Raw genomic sequence first — 14,760 nt, 5'->3', positions numbered from 1 at the left:
GGTCGGTTGGCCGGGCCGCGCACCATATGGCGGCAGGATAGCGATGCAAGGCTTGTTTCCCTTTCGCGGAGCGTTAAGCCTTGCGCGATGACCGCCCTGCCCGATCTCGTGCTGTTCGCCAAATATCCGGTGCCGGGCTATGCCAAGACGCGGCTGATTCCTGCTCTGGGCGCGTCAGGAGCGGCAGCAGTCCATCGTCACCTCGCAGGGCGGACCGTCGACATCCTGTTGCAGGCGGGAGCGCCCGTGGAAATTCGCTTTGCTGGCGCTGATGAGACCCAATTCCGCGATTGGCTGGGCGATGGGGTCCTGCTGATCGAACAGGTGGAAGGCGGGCTTTCCGAGCGGTTGATCGATGCCGCACGCGATGATCCGCACATCTTCTTCGGCGCAGACACGCCGGATCTGGATGTCGCGACTGTCGCATCCGCCATGGCCGCGCTGGAAAGCCATGATGTCGTGATCGGCCCCGCAGAGGACGGCGGCTATTATCTCATCGGAATGCAGACGGCACGGCCCGAACTGCTGATCGACATGCCGTGGAGCACCGAAGCCGTGCTACGCGAGACCTTGCGGCGGTGCGATGCTCGCGGCCTTGACGTGGCCCTGTTGCCAACGCTCGCAGATTGCGACCGGCCCGAGGACCTGGCGCGCTGGCCGTATCTCGCGGAGGCTGGCCGATGCGCGTGACGCTGATGATCCCGGCGCTCAACGAGGCCAAGGCCCTGCCGGCAACGATCGCCAATGTCGCCGCGCTCGATCCACAGCCTGATGAAATCCTGCTGGTAGATGGCGGCAGCGAGGACGAAACGGTTGCACTGGCGAGAGCGGCAGGCTGGCGGACGGAGCTTTCGCCGACGCGCGGACGCGGGCCGCAGATCAATTTCGGGGTGGAACAGGCCGGCGGCGATCTCGTCTGCATCCTGCACGCCGACAGTCTGCTGCCGCCCGATGCGATCACGCACATTCGCCAGGTGCTGGCAGACCGCCGCATCGCGCTGGCCACTTTCCTGCCGATCATCCGGGGCGAGAAGACCCGCTGGTTCACCACCGCGCACAACTGGTGGAAGACCTATTATCCCATCGTCACCCACCCGCATCTTTTCGTGCGCGGTGTCCGCCTGCTGTTCGGCGACCATGCGATGTTCTTCCGCCGCACCGATTATCTGCGCATCGGGGGAATCCCGGCGGACGCCACGATCATGGAGGAGGCCGATCTGTGCATCGGCTTTGCGCGACTCGGCAAGCTGAGAATGACGCGCAAGCCGGTCATCACATCCGACCGCCGCATCGCAGCATGGGGACCGCTGAAAGCCAATTATATCTATCTCAAGATCGGGCTCGCCTGGACCTTCGGTATGCGGCACCGGCTCAAGGACATGTACCCGGACGTCCGATAAAAGCGGCATTTTGGGGATATTCGGCTGTCTTCACCTATCGCAAACTTTCGCCACCGTTATGGTACGCTATGGTTATTTCGCACTTGCAACATAGGCCTGATTGTGTCATCTGACCGTTGAACGCAAAAACTCCTTATGGGGAATATCAAAATGAAAATGTTCAAAGCCACTGTGGCCGCGATCGCTCTGACCACCATGGTCGGCGCACCGGTCCTCGCTCAGGCAGCCGGTCGTGTGGCCGCTTCGTCGAGCGAAGAGAGCGAAGCTGAAGGCAGCACCGGTATCATCATCGGCGTCGTCGCTGCTGCTGCCGTGATCGGCGGCATCATCGTCATCGCTGACGACGACGAGCCGAACAGCCCCTGATTTCATCAGGCGCAAGCTAAACGGAAAAGGGCGGCTCCCAAGGGCCGCCCTTTTTTGTTGTGTCAAGCAAGGTCGTACCGTTTGATCGCCCGACGGTGGCCAATGCCGAAGGGGCCGGGTTCGCGAGGAAAAGCGATAAGGCCACGCAGCAGCCCTAGCGAACTAGGCCCTGAAATTGCCACTCTTGCGGGTGATCGAGCCACTGCTTACCGGTTTTTTAACCGGGACGCGGCTAGAGCGGGGCTCTATGGTTCGCCGCCTCACGCCGCCGGGCCGACCACGATCGGGGATTGAGCATGCTGTCCGAAAAGAAGCCTGAAGTTTGCGTTCTGGGTCTGGGCTATATCGGCCTGCCCACAGCAGCGATCATCGCGCGCTCGGGCTGCCGCGTGCTAGGCGTCGATGTCTCCGAGCATGTCGTCAGCACGATTGCCGAGGGCCGCATCCATATCGAGGAAGTCGATCTCGACGGGCTGGTTCAGGGTGTGGTCGCGCGCGGCATGCTGCGCACCTCGCTTCAGGTCGAGCCTTCGGACGTGTTCGTCATTGCGGTACCGACTCCGTTCGACGACAAGCACGCACCCGATATCAGCTACGTGCTCCAGGCCGCGAGCAGCATCGCCGCGGTGCTGAAGGCCGGCGACTGCATCATCCTCGAATCGACCTCGCCCGTCGGCACCACCGAGGAAATGCGCGACCTGATCGCCAAGCTGCGTCCCGACCTCAAGGTGCCGGGCCTCACCACCGACATTCCCGATATCGCGATCGCCTATTGCCCCGAGCGCGTGCTGCCGGGCCGCATTCTCGAGGAACTCACCAACAATGACCGCTCGATCGGCGGCATCACCCCCCGCTGTGCGCGCAAGGCGCTGACCTTCTATCGCCGCTTCGTGCGCGGCGAGTGCATCACCACCGATGCGCGCTCGGCGGAAATGACCAAGCTGGTCGAGAACGCCTATCGCGACGTCAACATCGCCTTTGCCAACGAGCTGTCGATCGTCGCCGACCGCATGGGGCTCGACGTGTGGGAGGTGATCCGCCTCGCCAACCGCCATCCGCGCGTCAACATCCTGCAGCCCGGCCCCGGCGTCGGCGGCCATTGCATCGCGGTCGATCCGTGGTTCATCATCCATGGCGCTCCGGATGAAACCCCGCTGATCCGCACCGCCCGCTGGGTCAATGACGGCAAGGTCGATCATGTGCTCGGCAAGGCGGGCGCGCTGATCGAGGCCAATCCCGACGCGCGCGTCGCGTGCCTGGGCCTTGCGTTCAAGGCCAATATCGACGACTTCCGCGAGAGCCCGGCCAACAAGGTCGCGCTGGCGCTGGCGCAGAAATTCGGCGAACGGATTCACATCGTCGAACCCTATGCGCAGGCGCTGCCGCCCGCCTATGACGGGCTGGGCGCCAGCCTGATCGATGTCGACGATGCGATTGAAAGCTGCGACCTGTTCATCGTGCTGGTCGACCATGACGTGTTCAAGTCGATCCCGCTCGCCGAACGCGCTGCCAAGATCGTCTACGACACGCGCGGCATATGGCCGGACCAGCCTGCGACGCCGGAGCGTCCCAGCGGCCATTTGCGTCTCGCCGGCTGATCGGGCAGACCAAATTCCATGACCATCATCGTCACCGGAGCCGCCGGGTTTATCGGCCATGCCCTGACGCGCGCGCTGATGCAGCGCGGCGAGCATGTCGTCGGCATCGACAATCTCAACCCCTATTACGATCCCGCGCTCAAGCATGCGCGCATTGCCGACCTCGCAACGGTCGACAGCGGACGCTTCGACTTTGCCGAGCTTGATTTCGCCGACCATGAGGCGCTCGAGACCGCGCTCGCACCGCACAAGCTGTCCACGATCGTGCATCTCGGCGCGCAGGCGGGGGTGCGCTACAGCATCGACAATCCGCGCGCCTATGTGCAGTCGAATCTGGTCGGCCATCTCAACCTGCTTGAGATCGCGCGCCACCGTGACGTGCGCCAGTTCGTCTATGCCTCGTCCTCATCGGTCTATGGCAACAGCGATACCGTGCCGTTCAGCGTCGACCAACGCGTCGATCATCCGATCTCGCTCTATGCCGCCACCAAGAAGGCCGACGAGCTGATGAGCGAGACCTATGCGCATCTCTATCGTCTGCCGATGACGGGCTTGCGGTTCTTCACCGTCTACGGGCCCTGGGGCCGACCCGACATGGCGCTGTGGAAGTTCACCAGCGCGATCCTGCAGGGCAAGCCAATCGACGTGTACAACCATGGCGATATGCGCCGCGACTTCACCTATATCGACGATATCATCGCCGGCGTGCTCGCCGTGATCGACCACCCTCCGGCGGACGACGGCGAGGTCAAGCCCGGCGGAAGCGTCTCGCCGCACCGGCTGTACAATATCGGCAATAACCAGCCCGAGCCTCTGGGCCGGATGATCGACGTGATCGAAGCGGCCTGCGGCAGACAAGCGATCCGCAACATGCTGCCGATGCAGCCGGGCGACGTGTACCAGACCTATGCCGATATCAGCGCAATTGCTGCAGACCTGGGCTATGCGCCGTCCACCGGGATCGACATCGGCATTCCCCGCTTCGTCGACTGGTATCGCGGCTATACCGGCAGCTGACTTGCCCTTGTGATGCTGGGCTCGTAACCCTGTCTGGAAGCCGTGCGAAGCATCGGCACAGGCAGGAGACAGGACATGCTCATCATCGAAGGCTGGCTGCAGTTCGCACCGGGTGAAATCGACAAATTTGCCGAGGCCGCCAGGCAGATGGTCGAGGCAACGCGCGAGGAGGAAGGCTGCCTGCATTATGCCTTTGCCCGCGACATGAACGATCCCGATATCATCCGCATCTCGGAACGCTGGGTGGATCAGGCTGCGCTCGATGCGCATTTCCAGTCGCCGCACATGGCCGCTTTCGGGGCAGGACTGGCCCAGGTCGAGCGGCTGGGATCGGACGTGCGGCTCTATGATGGCGATGAAGTCCGCCGCATCATGTAGGGCTTGCAGCCCCTGCCCCGCTCCACCATATCGCGCGCCATGAGCAGAGACAGCAGCAGCATGCCGACATGGCATGGAACCACCATCGTCGGCATCCGCAAGAACGGCAAGGCGGTGATCGCAGGCGATGGCCAGGTATCGATGGGCCAGACGGTGATGAAACCCAATGCGCGCAAGGTGCGCCGCCTCGGCGACGGATCGGTGATCGGCGGGTTCGCAGGCGCCACGGCCGACGCGTTCACGCTTTTCGAGCGGCTGGAAGCCAAGCTCGAGCGGCATTCGGGCCAGCTGATGCGCGCGGCGGTCGAACTCGCCAAGGACTGGCGCACCGACAAATACTTACGCAACCTCGAGGCGATGATGATCGTCGCCGACAAGGAAGTGACGCTGATCCTCACCGGCAACGGGGACGTGCTAGAGCCCGTCGACGGAGTCGCCGCGATCGGATCGGGCGGCAATTTCGCGCTCGCTGCTGCCCGCGCGCTGATGGAGTACGAGCAGGACGCCGAGACGATCGCGCGCAAGGCGATGAAGATCGCCAGCGACGTCTGCGTCTATACGAACGACCAGCTGACGATCGAGACGCTCGACACCGCCGCCTGATGCCCTAGGGTCCGCAGCCATGCTGTGGCAGACGAACAGGCGGGGGTTGGTGACAAGCGGCGGTGCCGCATTGTTGCTGGGGGGATGCACGACAGACGCGACGACGCGCCCGATGCGTGCGCTCCCTGCCCCACCTGCCTGCCTGCCCAGGGTTCAGGTCGATCCCAACCGCGTGATCCGCACCGTGGCCGGGCTGCGTCCGTTCCGTCCCTCCGGCTTCGTGGTGCGCGCCGAGGCATTGGGCGATACGCGGCTGGTGCACAATTACGGGCATGGCGGCGGCGGCATCTCGCTGAGCTGGGGCAGTTCGCGGCTGGCGACCTCGCTCGGTCTGCCGAGTCATTCGGGCCCGGTCGCGGTGATCGGTGCGGGGATCATGGGGCTGACCACCGCAAGGCTCGTGCAGGAGGCCGGCTATCCGGTCACCATCTATACCGCCGCGCTGCCTCCGCAGACGACATCGAACATCGCAGGCGGCCAGATCTTCCCCACCGGCTATTTCGACGACCATGTCGCGACGCCCGAATTCCGCGCGCAGGCCGATGCCGCCGCCGATTACAGCCGCCGCCGTTTCCAGATCATGGCGGGCGACGATTACGGTATCCGCTGGCTGCCCACTTATGATCAGACGCGCCGCGTCGGGCCGCTTCCGTCCGATTTGCGCTTTCCCGGGCGGGTCCGCCTCACCCCCGACGAGCACCCCTTCGCACTCGACAATGTCGTCCGCTACGAGACCATGTATGTCGAGACCGGGCGCTTTCTCGAGCGGCTGCTGCGCGACATTAGGGTGGCCGGCGGCAAGGTCGAGCTGCGCCGTTTCAACACGCCGTCCGAGGTCGCGGCGCTGCCCGAGCAGCTCGTGTTCAACTGCACCGGGCTCGGCGCAGCCAAGCTGTTCGGTGACCCCGAACTCGTGCCGGTACGCGGACAGCTCGCGGTGCTGATCCCCCAGCCCGAAATCCGCTATGCCTATGCCTTCCCCGCCGGATACATGTTCCCGCGCGGCGACGGCATCTTGCTCGGTGGCACCTATGAGCGCGGCGAATATCTTGCCGAGCCTCAGCCGCAGGACATTGCCGCAATCGTCGAATCGCACCGCAGCCTGATGGCGGGATGGCGCTGCGCTTGAAGCCAGCGCGGCCACACCCCAATTTGTGAGCGCGATACTCCCTTCCAGAGAAGACACTGAATGACCGATACGCTTACCCCGAAGAACATCGTTGCCGCGCTCGATGCGCATATCATCGGCCAGAAGGACGCCAAGCGCGCTGTTGCCGTCGCGCTGCGCAACCGCTGGCGGCGTCAGCGCCTCCCCGCCGAGCTGCGCGACGAGGTGACGCCGAAGAACATCCTGATGATCGGCCCTACCGGCTGCGGCAAGACGGAGATCTCGCGCCGCCTGGCGAAGCTTGCCGATGCGCCGTTCATCAAGATCGAGGCGACCAAGTTCACCGAGGTCGGCTATGTCGGCCGCGACGTCGACCAGATCGCCCGCGACCTGGTCGAGGATGCCGTGCGGCTCGAAAAGGAGCGCCGCCGCGAGAAGGTGCGCGAGGCAGCGTCCGAGGCGGCGATGGAGCGGCTGCTCAATGCGCTGGTCGGCGACAATGCCAGCGAAGCGACGCGCCAGAGCTTCCGCCAGCGCATCATCGACAATCACATGAACGATACCGAGGTCGAGATCGAGGTCGAGGCGACGCCCAATATGCCGATGGAAATCCCCGGCATGGGCGGCCAGGTCGGCATGATCAACCTCAGCGACATGATGGGCAAGGCCTTCGGCCAGAAGCGCACCAAGCCGCGCAAGATGCGGCTCGCCGATGCGTGGGACAAGCTGATCGAGGAAGAGTCCGAAAAGCGCATGGACCAGGATGATGTCGCGCGCGTCGCGCTCGCCGACGCAGAGGCGAACGGCATCGTGTTTCTCGACGAAATCGACAAGATCGCGGTGTCCGACGTGCGCGGCGGATCGGTGAGCCGTGAAGGCGTGCAGCGCGATCTGCTGCCGCTGATCGAGGGCACGACCGTCGCCACCAAATACGGCCCGATGAAGACCGACCACGTGCTGTTCATCGCCTCGGGCGCGTTCCACATCGCCAAGCCCAGCGACATGCTGCCCGAACTGCAGGGCCGCCTGCCGATCCGCGTTGAATTGAAGGCGCTCAGCGAGGAGGATTTCTTTCATATCCTGACGCAAACCAAGGCCAATCTGGCGCAGCAATACAGCGCGCTGCTGGGAACCGAGGAGTTGAAGCTGGAATTCAGCGAGGACGCGCTGCGCGAGGTCGCGCGGATTGCCGCCTCGGTGAACGAGACGGTGGAGAATATCGGCGCTCGCCGTCTCCAGACCGTGATGGAGAAGTTGCTGGAAGATATCAGCTTTAATGCAGAAGATCACCGCGGCGAGACGATCAATATAGATGCCGATTACGTTCGATCGCAGCTGACCGGTATCGCCAAGAATACCGATCTCAGCAAATACGTGCTGTAAATTATCGGGGGTTTGATCGACGGACGCCTTGCCTGCGAATCATTTTAGCGGCGTGTTAACCACGAACGTGACAAGTGATTCGCATGACAAGCTTGCGATCTCGGCAGAAACTGGCCCGAAACATGGGACAGCTCGGATTCCGTGCGCAACCCTCCCTGGGCGATGGCACGGATAGCCATCGGCATCCCGAACTCGCATCGATCTCTATCGCCGTCCACCATATGCAGCGCATCTGCACCTGCAGCGTGCACATGCTGCCCAGTGCGATCATTGTGGCGGTGGTCCTCAGCTGGGCGGCCTGGGGCACGCCGGGACGGATGCTGACGTTGACGGGCACGAGCCTGAGCGTCCTGTGCGTGTTCAGCCTTGTTCCGTTGGGCGGTGTATTGAAGCGGTTGGCGGAGGGCCAGGACAGTGCCGACCAGAACCGGCTGGCCAGATTGCATCTGCTGTTCTGCATCAATGCGCTGGTCTCGGGACTGAGCTGGGCCTTGGCATTTGGCGGCCTGATGCACTCGCAAAACAGCCATCTGATCGATCTGGCCGTTCCCCTGGGCATAGGTATCGCCGCGATCGGCGCACTCAACTTCCTGCCCCTGCCCTCTGCCAATCTGTTCTGGTTGAGCGCCATGATGAGCGGTCTGTTCACGGGGATCATGGCGACCGGATACGCCATCACCGTCTACTTCTTTCCGCTCGCGGCGATCTTTGCCATCATCATGTGGCGCAACACTGCGGCCCTATGCAGCAACTTCGCCAGCTATCTTGTGCAATCGGATGAACTGGCCAAGGCGCGAGAGCGCGAATTTGCTCTGCGGCAGAGCGAGGCCGTGGCGGTCGCCGAACGCGATCAGCGTGCCCAGGCGGCGCTGGTTGCGCAACGCGAACAGCATATGGCTGCGCAGCGCAAGGCAATGGCAGCGCTGGCCGAAGGGTTCGAGCTTTCCGTCGTGCAGACGGTCGATCGGCTGACCGACGCGCTGGCGCAACTGGGCAAGAGTGCGGCGGCGCTGCACAGCATCGGCGAGGAGACCGACAGCAGCGCGACCCAGGTCACTGCGCGAGCGAGCAATGTCGGCCTGTCGGTGCAGCATGTCGCCACTGCCATCGAGCAGCTCAACCGATCGGCCAAGGCGATTGCGCAGCGCGTCGATGCCCAGCACCAGGCAGCGGCGGCCGCCCGCAGCGCCAGCATGTCAGGCAGTGTGGCTGTGAGTGCGCTTGCCACCCAGGCGGAAAAGGTTTCGGAAATCACCACGCTGATCAACGAGATCGCCTCGCAGACCAATTTGCTGGCGCTCAATGCAACGATCGAGGCTGCCCGTGCGGGCGAGGCAGGCCGCGGCTTTTCGGTCGTCGCGCACGAGGTCAAGCAGCTTTCGGGACAAACGCGCGGCGCAATCCAGTCCGTCGACGAAACGGTACAGGGAATCCGCGCACGCATGGACCTGACCGAAATGACGATCGATTCGATCGCCGACCAGATCGACCTGGTAACCGAAGGCGCGGCGCATATTGCCAAGGTCATCGCCGATCAGGGCGAGGCGACCAGCGACATCCACTCGAGCAGCCTGCAGGTGGCCAGCGATGCGCACGCGATGGAAGAAACCGCGCAGGCCGTCCGCCACAATGCCGAACGGGTCAAGTCGGTCTCCGATGACATGCGGCTTGTCACCTCGCAGCTGGAGGAACAGGCGCTGGCGCTGCGCCGGGCGAGCAGTGCGTTTCTCGCGGAACTCAGGGCCGCCTGAACCACCAGTCACCGCATTTGTTGCCGCCCCGCTGGGCATATCGTCCGCACCACGCTAAGCTTGACTCCGAGTGTGCGGTTTCATCGCATGTTCATCGGCGGGGCTTCACCTGTCCCGCCTTCGATCGAGCCTCCAGCCATGGAAACCGGCAGCGCATGCAGCACCGCTCCCAGCCTCAGCCTCCTGCGATAGCCCGGCTGCTTGCCAGGATGCTGGCGCTGTGCGCGGCTGCCATGCTGGCGATCCAGCCGGCGGCGGCGCAATCGATCCTGCGCGATGCGGAGACCGAGGCGCTGCTCGCAGATATGTCGCGCGACCTGATCCTTGCCGCAGGGCTTCTGCCGTCCAATGTCAATGTCGTCGTCATCAACGACCGCAGCATCAACGCCTTCGTCGCCGGGACGCAGGACGTGTACATCCATAGCGGGCTGATCGAGGCGGCGGACAATGCCAACGAGGTCCAGGGCGTCATCGCGCACGAACTCGGGCATATCGCGCTCGGCCATTCGATCACTCGGTCGGAAAACGCCTCAAAGGCGGGCAACATCACCATATTGTCGCTGCTGCTCGGGCTGGCGGCAGTGGCCGCTGGCGCGGGCGAAGCGGGGCTTGGCATCATCGGCGCGGGGCAGCAGGCGGCACTGGGCAGGTTCCTGGCACATACCCGGGGCGAGGAATCGGGAGCCGATGTCGCGGGCGCGAAATATCTCTCGCAGGCGGGGCTGACCGGCAAGGGCTCGCTCGCCTTTTTCAAGAAGCTGCAGAATCTGGAATTCCGTCTCGCGATCCCGCAGGAGGACAGCTACAACCGCTCGCACCCGCTGTCGGGCGAACGCATCACACTGTTGCAGGAAATCTATCAGAACGACCCGGCGTACAACAATCCGCTCGATCCGGCGCTCGAAGCGCGGTTCCAGCGGGTCAAGGCCAAGCTGGTCGGCTATGTCGCAGAGCCCACCGAGACGCTACGCGATTATCCCGAGACCGACCAGAGCGTGCCCGCGCGCTATGCCCGGGCTTATGCTTGGCACAAGAGCGCCTACCCTGAAAAGGCGCTGGCAGAGGTCCGCTCATTGCTCGCCGAGGCACCCGACGACCCGTATTTCCTTGAAATCTACGGCCAGATCCTGCTCGAATCGGGGCGCCCCAAGGAAGCAATCGCCCCGCTGCAAAGGGCGGTGGCCAGCACCAACGCCCAGTCGTTGATCGCCGGCGTCTATGGCCATGCGCTGATCGCGACCGAGGATCCGTCGAACCTCGCCGAAGCCGAGCGCGTGCTCAAGGCGGCGGTGGCACGCGATGCGGAAAATCCGTTTGCATGGTATCAGCTGGGCGTGGTCTATGCCGATCGCGGCGATACCGCGCGCGCGGCGCTGGCCAGCGCAGAACGTTACGTGCTTCAGGGCAATGCGCCATTGGCGCTTCAGAGTGCCGAACAGGCGATGACCACCCTGCCCCAGGGCAGCGCCGACTGGATCCGCGCGCAGGATATCGCGATCCTTGCCCGCGATGCGGTTGAACGCCAGCGCCGCCGCCGCTAAGCCGCATCGATCCATTGCATTTCACCAACCAAGGGCCCGCCATGACATCGCAATCGTCTTCTTCCGGCGAGGCCCGTTCAGGGAAACTTCCATTTATGATCGGTGCCGGTTTGCTCACCATCGCCGCAGGTGTCGGCACGCTTCTGTGGCAGAGCGGTGCGACCGTGACCTCGGGCGGCGCGGCGGCACAGGATGCCGACAAGGCGGCGGCCGCCGCCGGGTTCGATACGAAGGACAAGGCGGCGATCGAGGCCATCGTGCGCGCCTATATCCTGGAAAATCCGGAGATCATTCCCGAGGCGGTCGAGAAACTGCGCGGCAAGCAGGCGGCCAAGCGCATCGCCTCGGTGCGCAGCGAAGTCGAAACGCCCTATGCCAGCGCCTTTGCCGGCAATCCCCAAGGCGATGTCGTGCTGGTCGAATATTCGGATTTCGCCTGCGGTTTCTGCCGCCAGAGCGTGGCCGATGTCGCGAAGCTGTTGGGCGAGGACAAGAACCTCAAGATCGTGTTCCACGAGCTCCCCATCCTGTCGGACGAGAGCCGCGTTGCAGCCGCCTGGGGCCTGGCCGCCGCAAAGCAGGGCAAATATTATCCGTTCTACAAGGCGATGTTCGCCGCCGGACGCCCGAGCCAGGCGACGATCGAGCAGGCCGCCAAGACCGCAGGCCTCGACATGGCCGCTGCGCGTGGCTTCGTTGCCAGCAAGCAGGCCGAACAGGTGCTCGACGACAATATCCGCATCGCGCAGCAGCTCGAATTCAGCGGGACGCCCAGCTGGGTCGTGGGCAACCGCGTGCTCAACGGCGCGGTCGGCTATGACGAGCTCAAATCGGCGATTGCCGATGCCCGGTCGGTGAAGAAGCCGGTCGGCTGATTCATGCGCAGGGCAGCGTGCGCCTGGGCCATGGCGGGGCTGATGGCCCTCGCGGCCCCGCTGCCCGCCATCGCGGCTTCAGGACCGTCCAAGGCTTCCGAATGGTCGCTTGGTGAGTTGCGCGCGGCCGATGTCCGCGTGCTCAGCGTGGGTTACCGGCTCGCCACGGCCAACGCTCCCTTCTGCCGCGCGATCGAGAACGCTGCCGGGATGACGCTGCATCATATCGGGCAATATCCCGATGCAGGCGCGGCGCGTGCGACCTTCGGCTTTGCCGGCGACTATGCCGTGCTTGCGCTGGTCGCCGATGGCCCGGCTGCGCGCGCAGGCCTTCGCACCGATGATGCGATCGTCTCGCTCAACGGCATGCCCCTTGCCCCAACTGCCGAGGAACTCGCGGCGATCGATCAGGTCGCGGCCTATCGCCCAATCGCCTGGGCCGATGCGCGGATGCGGGCAGCGCTGGACAAGGGACCGGTGGCGCTGGGCATCCTGCGGGGCGGCGAGCCGATGACGGTCACGGTCGCGGGCACACCGGCCTGCCGAAGCCGGTTCGAGCTGCGCCCGAGCGATTCCTATGGCGCATCCGCAGACGGCGATATCGTCGGCATCACCGTGCCGATGCTGGCCTTCATGGTCGATGATGACGAACTTGCGGCCATCCTGGCGCACGAACTGTCGCACAATCTGCTCGAGCATCGCAGGCGGCTCAACGAGGCGGGGGTTCAGCGCGGGCTGATGCAGCAGCTCGGCCGCAACGCCCGCATCACCCTGGCCACCGAGATCGAGGCGGATCGGCTATCGGTCTGGCTGATGGCCAATGCCGGCTATGATCCGCGCGGCGCCATCCGCTTCTGGACGCGCTATGGCCGCCAGCGCGGCAAGGGCATCTTTTCTGCACCGACGCATTACCGCTGGAAGAAGCGGGTGAGGCTGTTTGAAGATGAACTCGCGACACTGCAGGCGTCCGTGCAGGAGCCCCGCGGCTGGTATCCGCCGCTGCTCGCTGAACCACCAGCGCCGCTCGAGTAACGGTCCAGGACCGTTTGTTCCTCGCCTCGCCGCATGCATCGGGTCGTCTTGCCGCAGGTTTCGAGTCGCAACAGGAACCGATAGCCCCATTTGTCAGTCTCCCGAGGAACAGGGACGAATTTCATTTCCTCAAGGAGCATCTATGCCTTTTCATGCCACCACGTCGGGCATTCGTCTGACCCTGGCCGCGCTCGCGCTTTCCGCCTCGCCTGCGCTCATCGCCCAGCAGAACACGCCACTGCGCGCCGATGTCGCGAGCGAAGCCGAAGCGCTTCCCGATCCCGCGACGATGACCAAGGGGCCCGAGATCAAGGGCGTGCTCACCGCGCGCCAGGGTGACCGAATCCAGGTGCAGACTGCCGATGGCAGCCGCACGATCCTGTTCGTCAACGACCAGACCCAGGTCCGCGCGACTGGCGGTCTGTTCGGAGCAAGCCGCACCCAGCTCGATACCGGCGCGCTGCTCAACGGCCTGCCGCTGACGATCAAGACGCTGCAGTCGGGCGACGCGCTGCTCGCCAGCCAGATCACCTTCAAGAACACCGACTTCAAGACCGCTTCAATGATCCGCACCGGCACCGCGCAGCAGTTCGCCGAACAGTCGGCGGCGACCGAGGCGCTGCGCGGACGCATGGGCGATATCGACCAGTATAACGTCAAGGCGACGACCAACGTCTATTTCGACACCGCGCAGGCGAAGCTCAGCGATCAGGCCAAGGCAGAACTGTGCGCCGCTGCAGGGTCGGCTGAGCAGATGGACAACGCGCTGCTGCTGGTCGTCGGCTATACCGACGCTGATGGCGACGAGGAATTCAACCAGACGCTGAGCGAGAAGCGCGCGGCGAGCGTGATCAACTATCTGCAGCAGGTCTGCAAATGGAAGCCCTACCGAATGCTGACGCCTGCCGGGATGGCCGAGGCCGATCCGGTCGCAGACAATATGACCGAAGAGGGCAAGGCGCAGAACCGCCGTGTTGCGGTCAATGTGCTGGTGAGCAAGGCGGTGGATGGCCTTTACGCCGAAAATTCGGCGCGCTGACCGGTCCGGGTGCCAGAAACATGCAAGGAAGCCCTCCCGCTTGGGGAGGGCTTTTTGCTGTCAGGCCTGTTCGGCGACCTTGGCATACATCGAGTTGATCGGGCGAGCCATCACCCGGCGCACCATCGGCTCGAAGAATTCGAGCGGTTCGCTCTCGTAATCCGGATCGAAGGCTGCCTGGTCGTATTTCTCGCAGAATTCCGCGCAGGCGTCGAAATGGGGCGAGCTGCGGAAATTCTCGCGCACGTCGCGGTCGCCACCGATGAAATGGAAATAGTAATAGCCCTGGAACGCACCGTGATTGGCGCAGATCCAGTGGATTTGCTCGGACACGAACGGCTTGACGATCGCAGCTGCGATATCGGGATGGTTGAAGCTGCCCAGCGTGTCGCCGATATCGTGGAGCAGCGCCATCACGACATATTGCTCGTCGCGCCCGTCGCGATGCGCGCGAGTTGCAGTCTGCAGGCTGTGCTGCAGCCGATCGATCGGAAAGCCGCCGAAATCGCCATCGAGCAAGCGCAGGTGCGCCAGCACGCGATCGGCCAGCCCTCCGGCGAATTCGCGGTACTGCCCGGCGATGATCGCCCAGTCTTCCTGCGTCCCGTTGGTCATCGCGGTGAACTTGGCCCGGGCCTCGGGCGCCAGCATATCCGTCATGGGGCATCC

The 14,760-nt window shown here is 64.1% G+C and carries 15 protein-coding genes; 14 read left to right on the top strand and 1 reads right to left on the bottom strand.

Annotated elements, in window-relative coordinates; all coding sequences use genetic code 11:
• The first annotated feature begins 87 nt into the window (after positions 1-87).
• From AX725_RS11460 to AX725_RS11395, 14 genes are all read left to right on the top strand, one after another.
• The gene (locus tag AX725_RS11460) at positions 88-690 is read left to right on the top strand and encodes a TIGR04282 family arsenosugar biosynthesis glycosyltransferase (RefSeq protein WP_060977862.1); all 603 of its coding nucleotides are present in this window, start codon (positions 88-90) and stop codon (positions 688-690) included.
• A complete protein-coding gene (locus AX725_RS11455) occupies positions 681-1,400 on the top strand; it encodes a glycosyltransferase (protein WP_060977863.1) in 720 nt (239 codons plus the stop codon). Before AX725_RS11460 ends, AX725_RS11455 begins: the two co-directional genes overlap by 10 nt.
• Positions 1,401-1,550: 150 nt before the next feature.
• Positions 1,551-1,766, top strand: coding sequence for a hypothetical protein (locus AX725_RS11450; protein WP_060977910.1), 216 nt, complete (start codon positions 1,551-1,553; stop codon positions 1,764-1,766).
• Between the two features lie 296 nt (positions 1,767-2,062).
• Positions 2,063-3,364, top strand: a complete 1,302-nt coding sequence (wecC, locus tag AX725_RS11445; protein WP_060977864.1) for a UDP-N-acetyl-D-mannosamine dehydrogenase — start codon at positions 2,063-2,065, stop codon at positions 3,362-3,364.
• A gap of 18 nt (positions 3,365-3,382) precedes the next feature.
• Positions 3,383-4,381 carry an NAD-dependent epimerase/dehydratase family protein gene (locus AX725_RS11440; RefSeq protein ID WP_060977865.1) on the top strand — a complete coding sequence of 333 codons (999 nt, stop codon included), beginning with the start codon at positions 3,383-3,385 and terminating at the stop codon, positions 4,379-4,381.
• A 75-nt stretch (positions 4,382-4,456) separates the two neighbouring features.
• Complete coding sequence (locus tag AX725_RS11435; protein ID WP_060977866.1) at positions 4,457-4,759, top strand: putative quinol monooxygenase; 303 nt, start codon at positions 4,457-4,459, stop codon at positions 4,757-4,759.
• Positions 4,760-4,819: 60 nt separating this feature from the next.
• Positions 4,820-5,362 carry an ATP-dependent protease subunit HslV gene (gene hslV / locus AX725_RS11430; protein ID WP_060977911.1) on the top strand — a complete coding sequence of 181 codons (543 nt, stop codon included), beginning with the start codon at positions 4,820-4,822 and terminating at the stop codon, positions 5,360-5,362.
• A 49-nt stretch (positions 5,363-5,411) separates the two neighbouring features.
• Complete coding sequence (locus tag AX725_RS11425; protein ID WP_208597879.1) at positions 5,412-6,491, top strand: FAD-dependent oxidoreductase; 1,080 nt, start codon at positions 5,412-5,414, stop codon at positions 6,489-6,491.
• Between the two features lie 60 nt (positions 6,492-6,551).
• On the top strand, positions 6,552-7,853 hold the full coding sequence (gene hslU, locus AX725_RS11420; protein WP_060977868.1) for an ATP-dependent protease ATPase subunit HslU: 1,302 nt from the start codon (positions 6,552-6,554) through the stop codon (positions 7,851-7,853).
• A gap of 122 nt (positions 7,854-7,975) precedes the next feature.
• Positions 7,976-9,604, top strand: a complete 1,629-nt coding sequence (locus tag AX725_RS11415) for a methyl-accepting chemotaxis protein (RefSeq protein ID WP_060977869.1) — start codon at positions 7,976-7,978, stop codon at positions 9,602-9,604.
• 155 nt (positions 9,605-9,759) lie between these two features.
• On the top strand, positions 9,760-11,145 hold the full coding sequence (locus tag AX725_RS11410; protein ID WP_060977870.1) for a M48 family metalloprotease: 1,386 nt from the start codon (positions 9,760-9,762) through the stop codon (positions 11,143-11,145).
• A gap of 95 nt (positions 11,146-11,240) precedes the next feature.
• A complete protein-coding gene (locus AX725_RS11405; RefSeq protein ID WP_067513546.1) occupies positions 11,241-12,020 on the top strand; it encodes a DsbA family protein in 780 nt (259 codons plus the stop codon).
• Between the two features lie 42 nt (positions 12,021-12,062).
• Entirely contained in the window at positions 12,063-13,052 is a 990-nt protein-coding gene (locus AX725_RS11400) for a M48 family metallopeptidase (protein ID WP_157759162.1), read from the top strand.
• A 142-nt stretch (positions 13,053-13,194) separates the two neighbouring features.
• Complete coding sequence (locus tag AX725_RS11395; protein WP_060977872.1) at positions 13,195-14,091, top strand: OmpA family protein; 897 nt, start codon at positions 13,195-13,197, stop codon at positions 14,089-14,091.
• Positions 14,092-14,151: 60 nt separating this feature from the next.
• On the opposite strand, the gene AX725_RS11390 is transcribed toward AX725_RS11395, so the two are convergent.
• Complete coding sequence (locus AX725_RS11390) at positions 14,152-14,751, bottom strand: HD domain-containing protein (RefSeq protein ID WP_060977873.1); 600 nt, start codon at positions 14,749-14,751, stop codon at positions 14,152-14,154.
• Between the last annotated feature and the right edge of the window lie 9 nt (positions 14,752-14,760).

This window comes from Blastomonas sp. CCH9-A1, assembly GCF_001557175.1.
Taxonomy (GTDB): domain Bacteria; phylum Pseudomonadota; class Alphaproteobacteria; order Sphingomonadales; family Sphingomonadaceae; genus Blastomonas; species Blastomonas delafieldii_A.
Note: the sequence above shows the minus strand (reverse complement) of the source record. Positions and strands in the feature narration are given on the sequence as shown.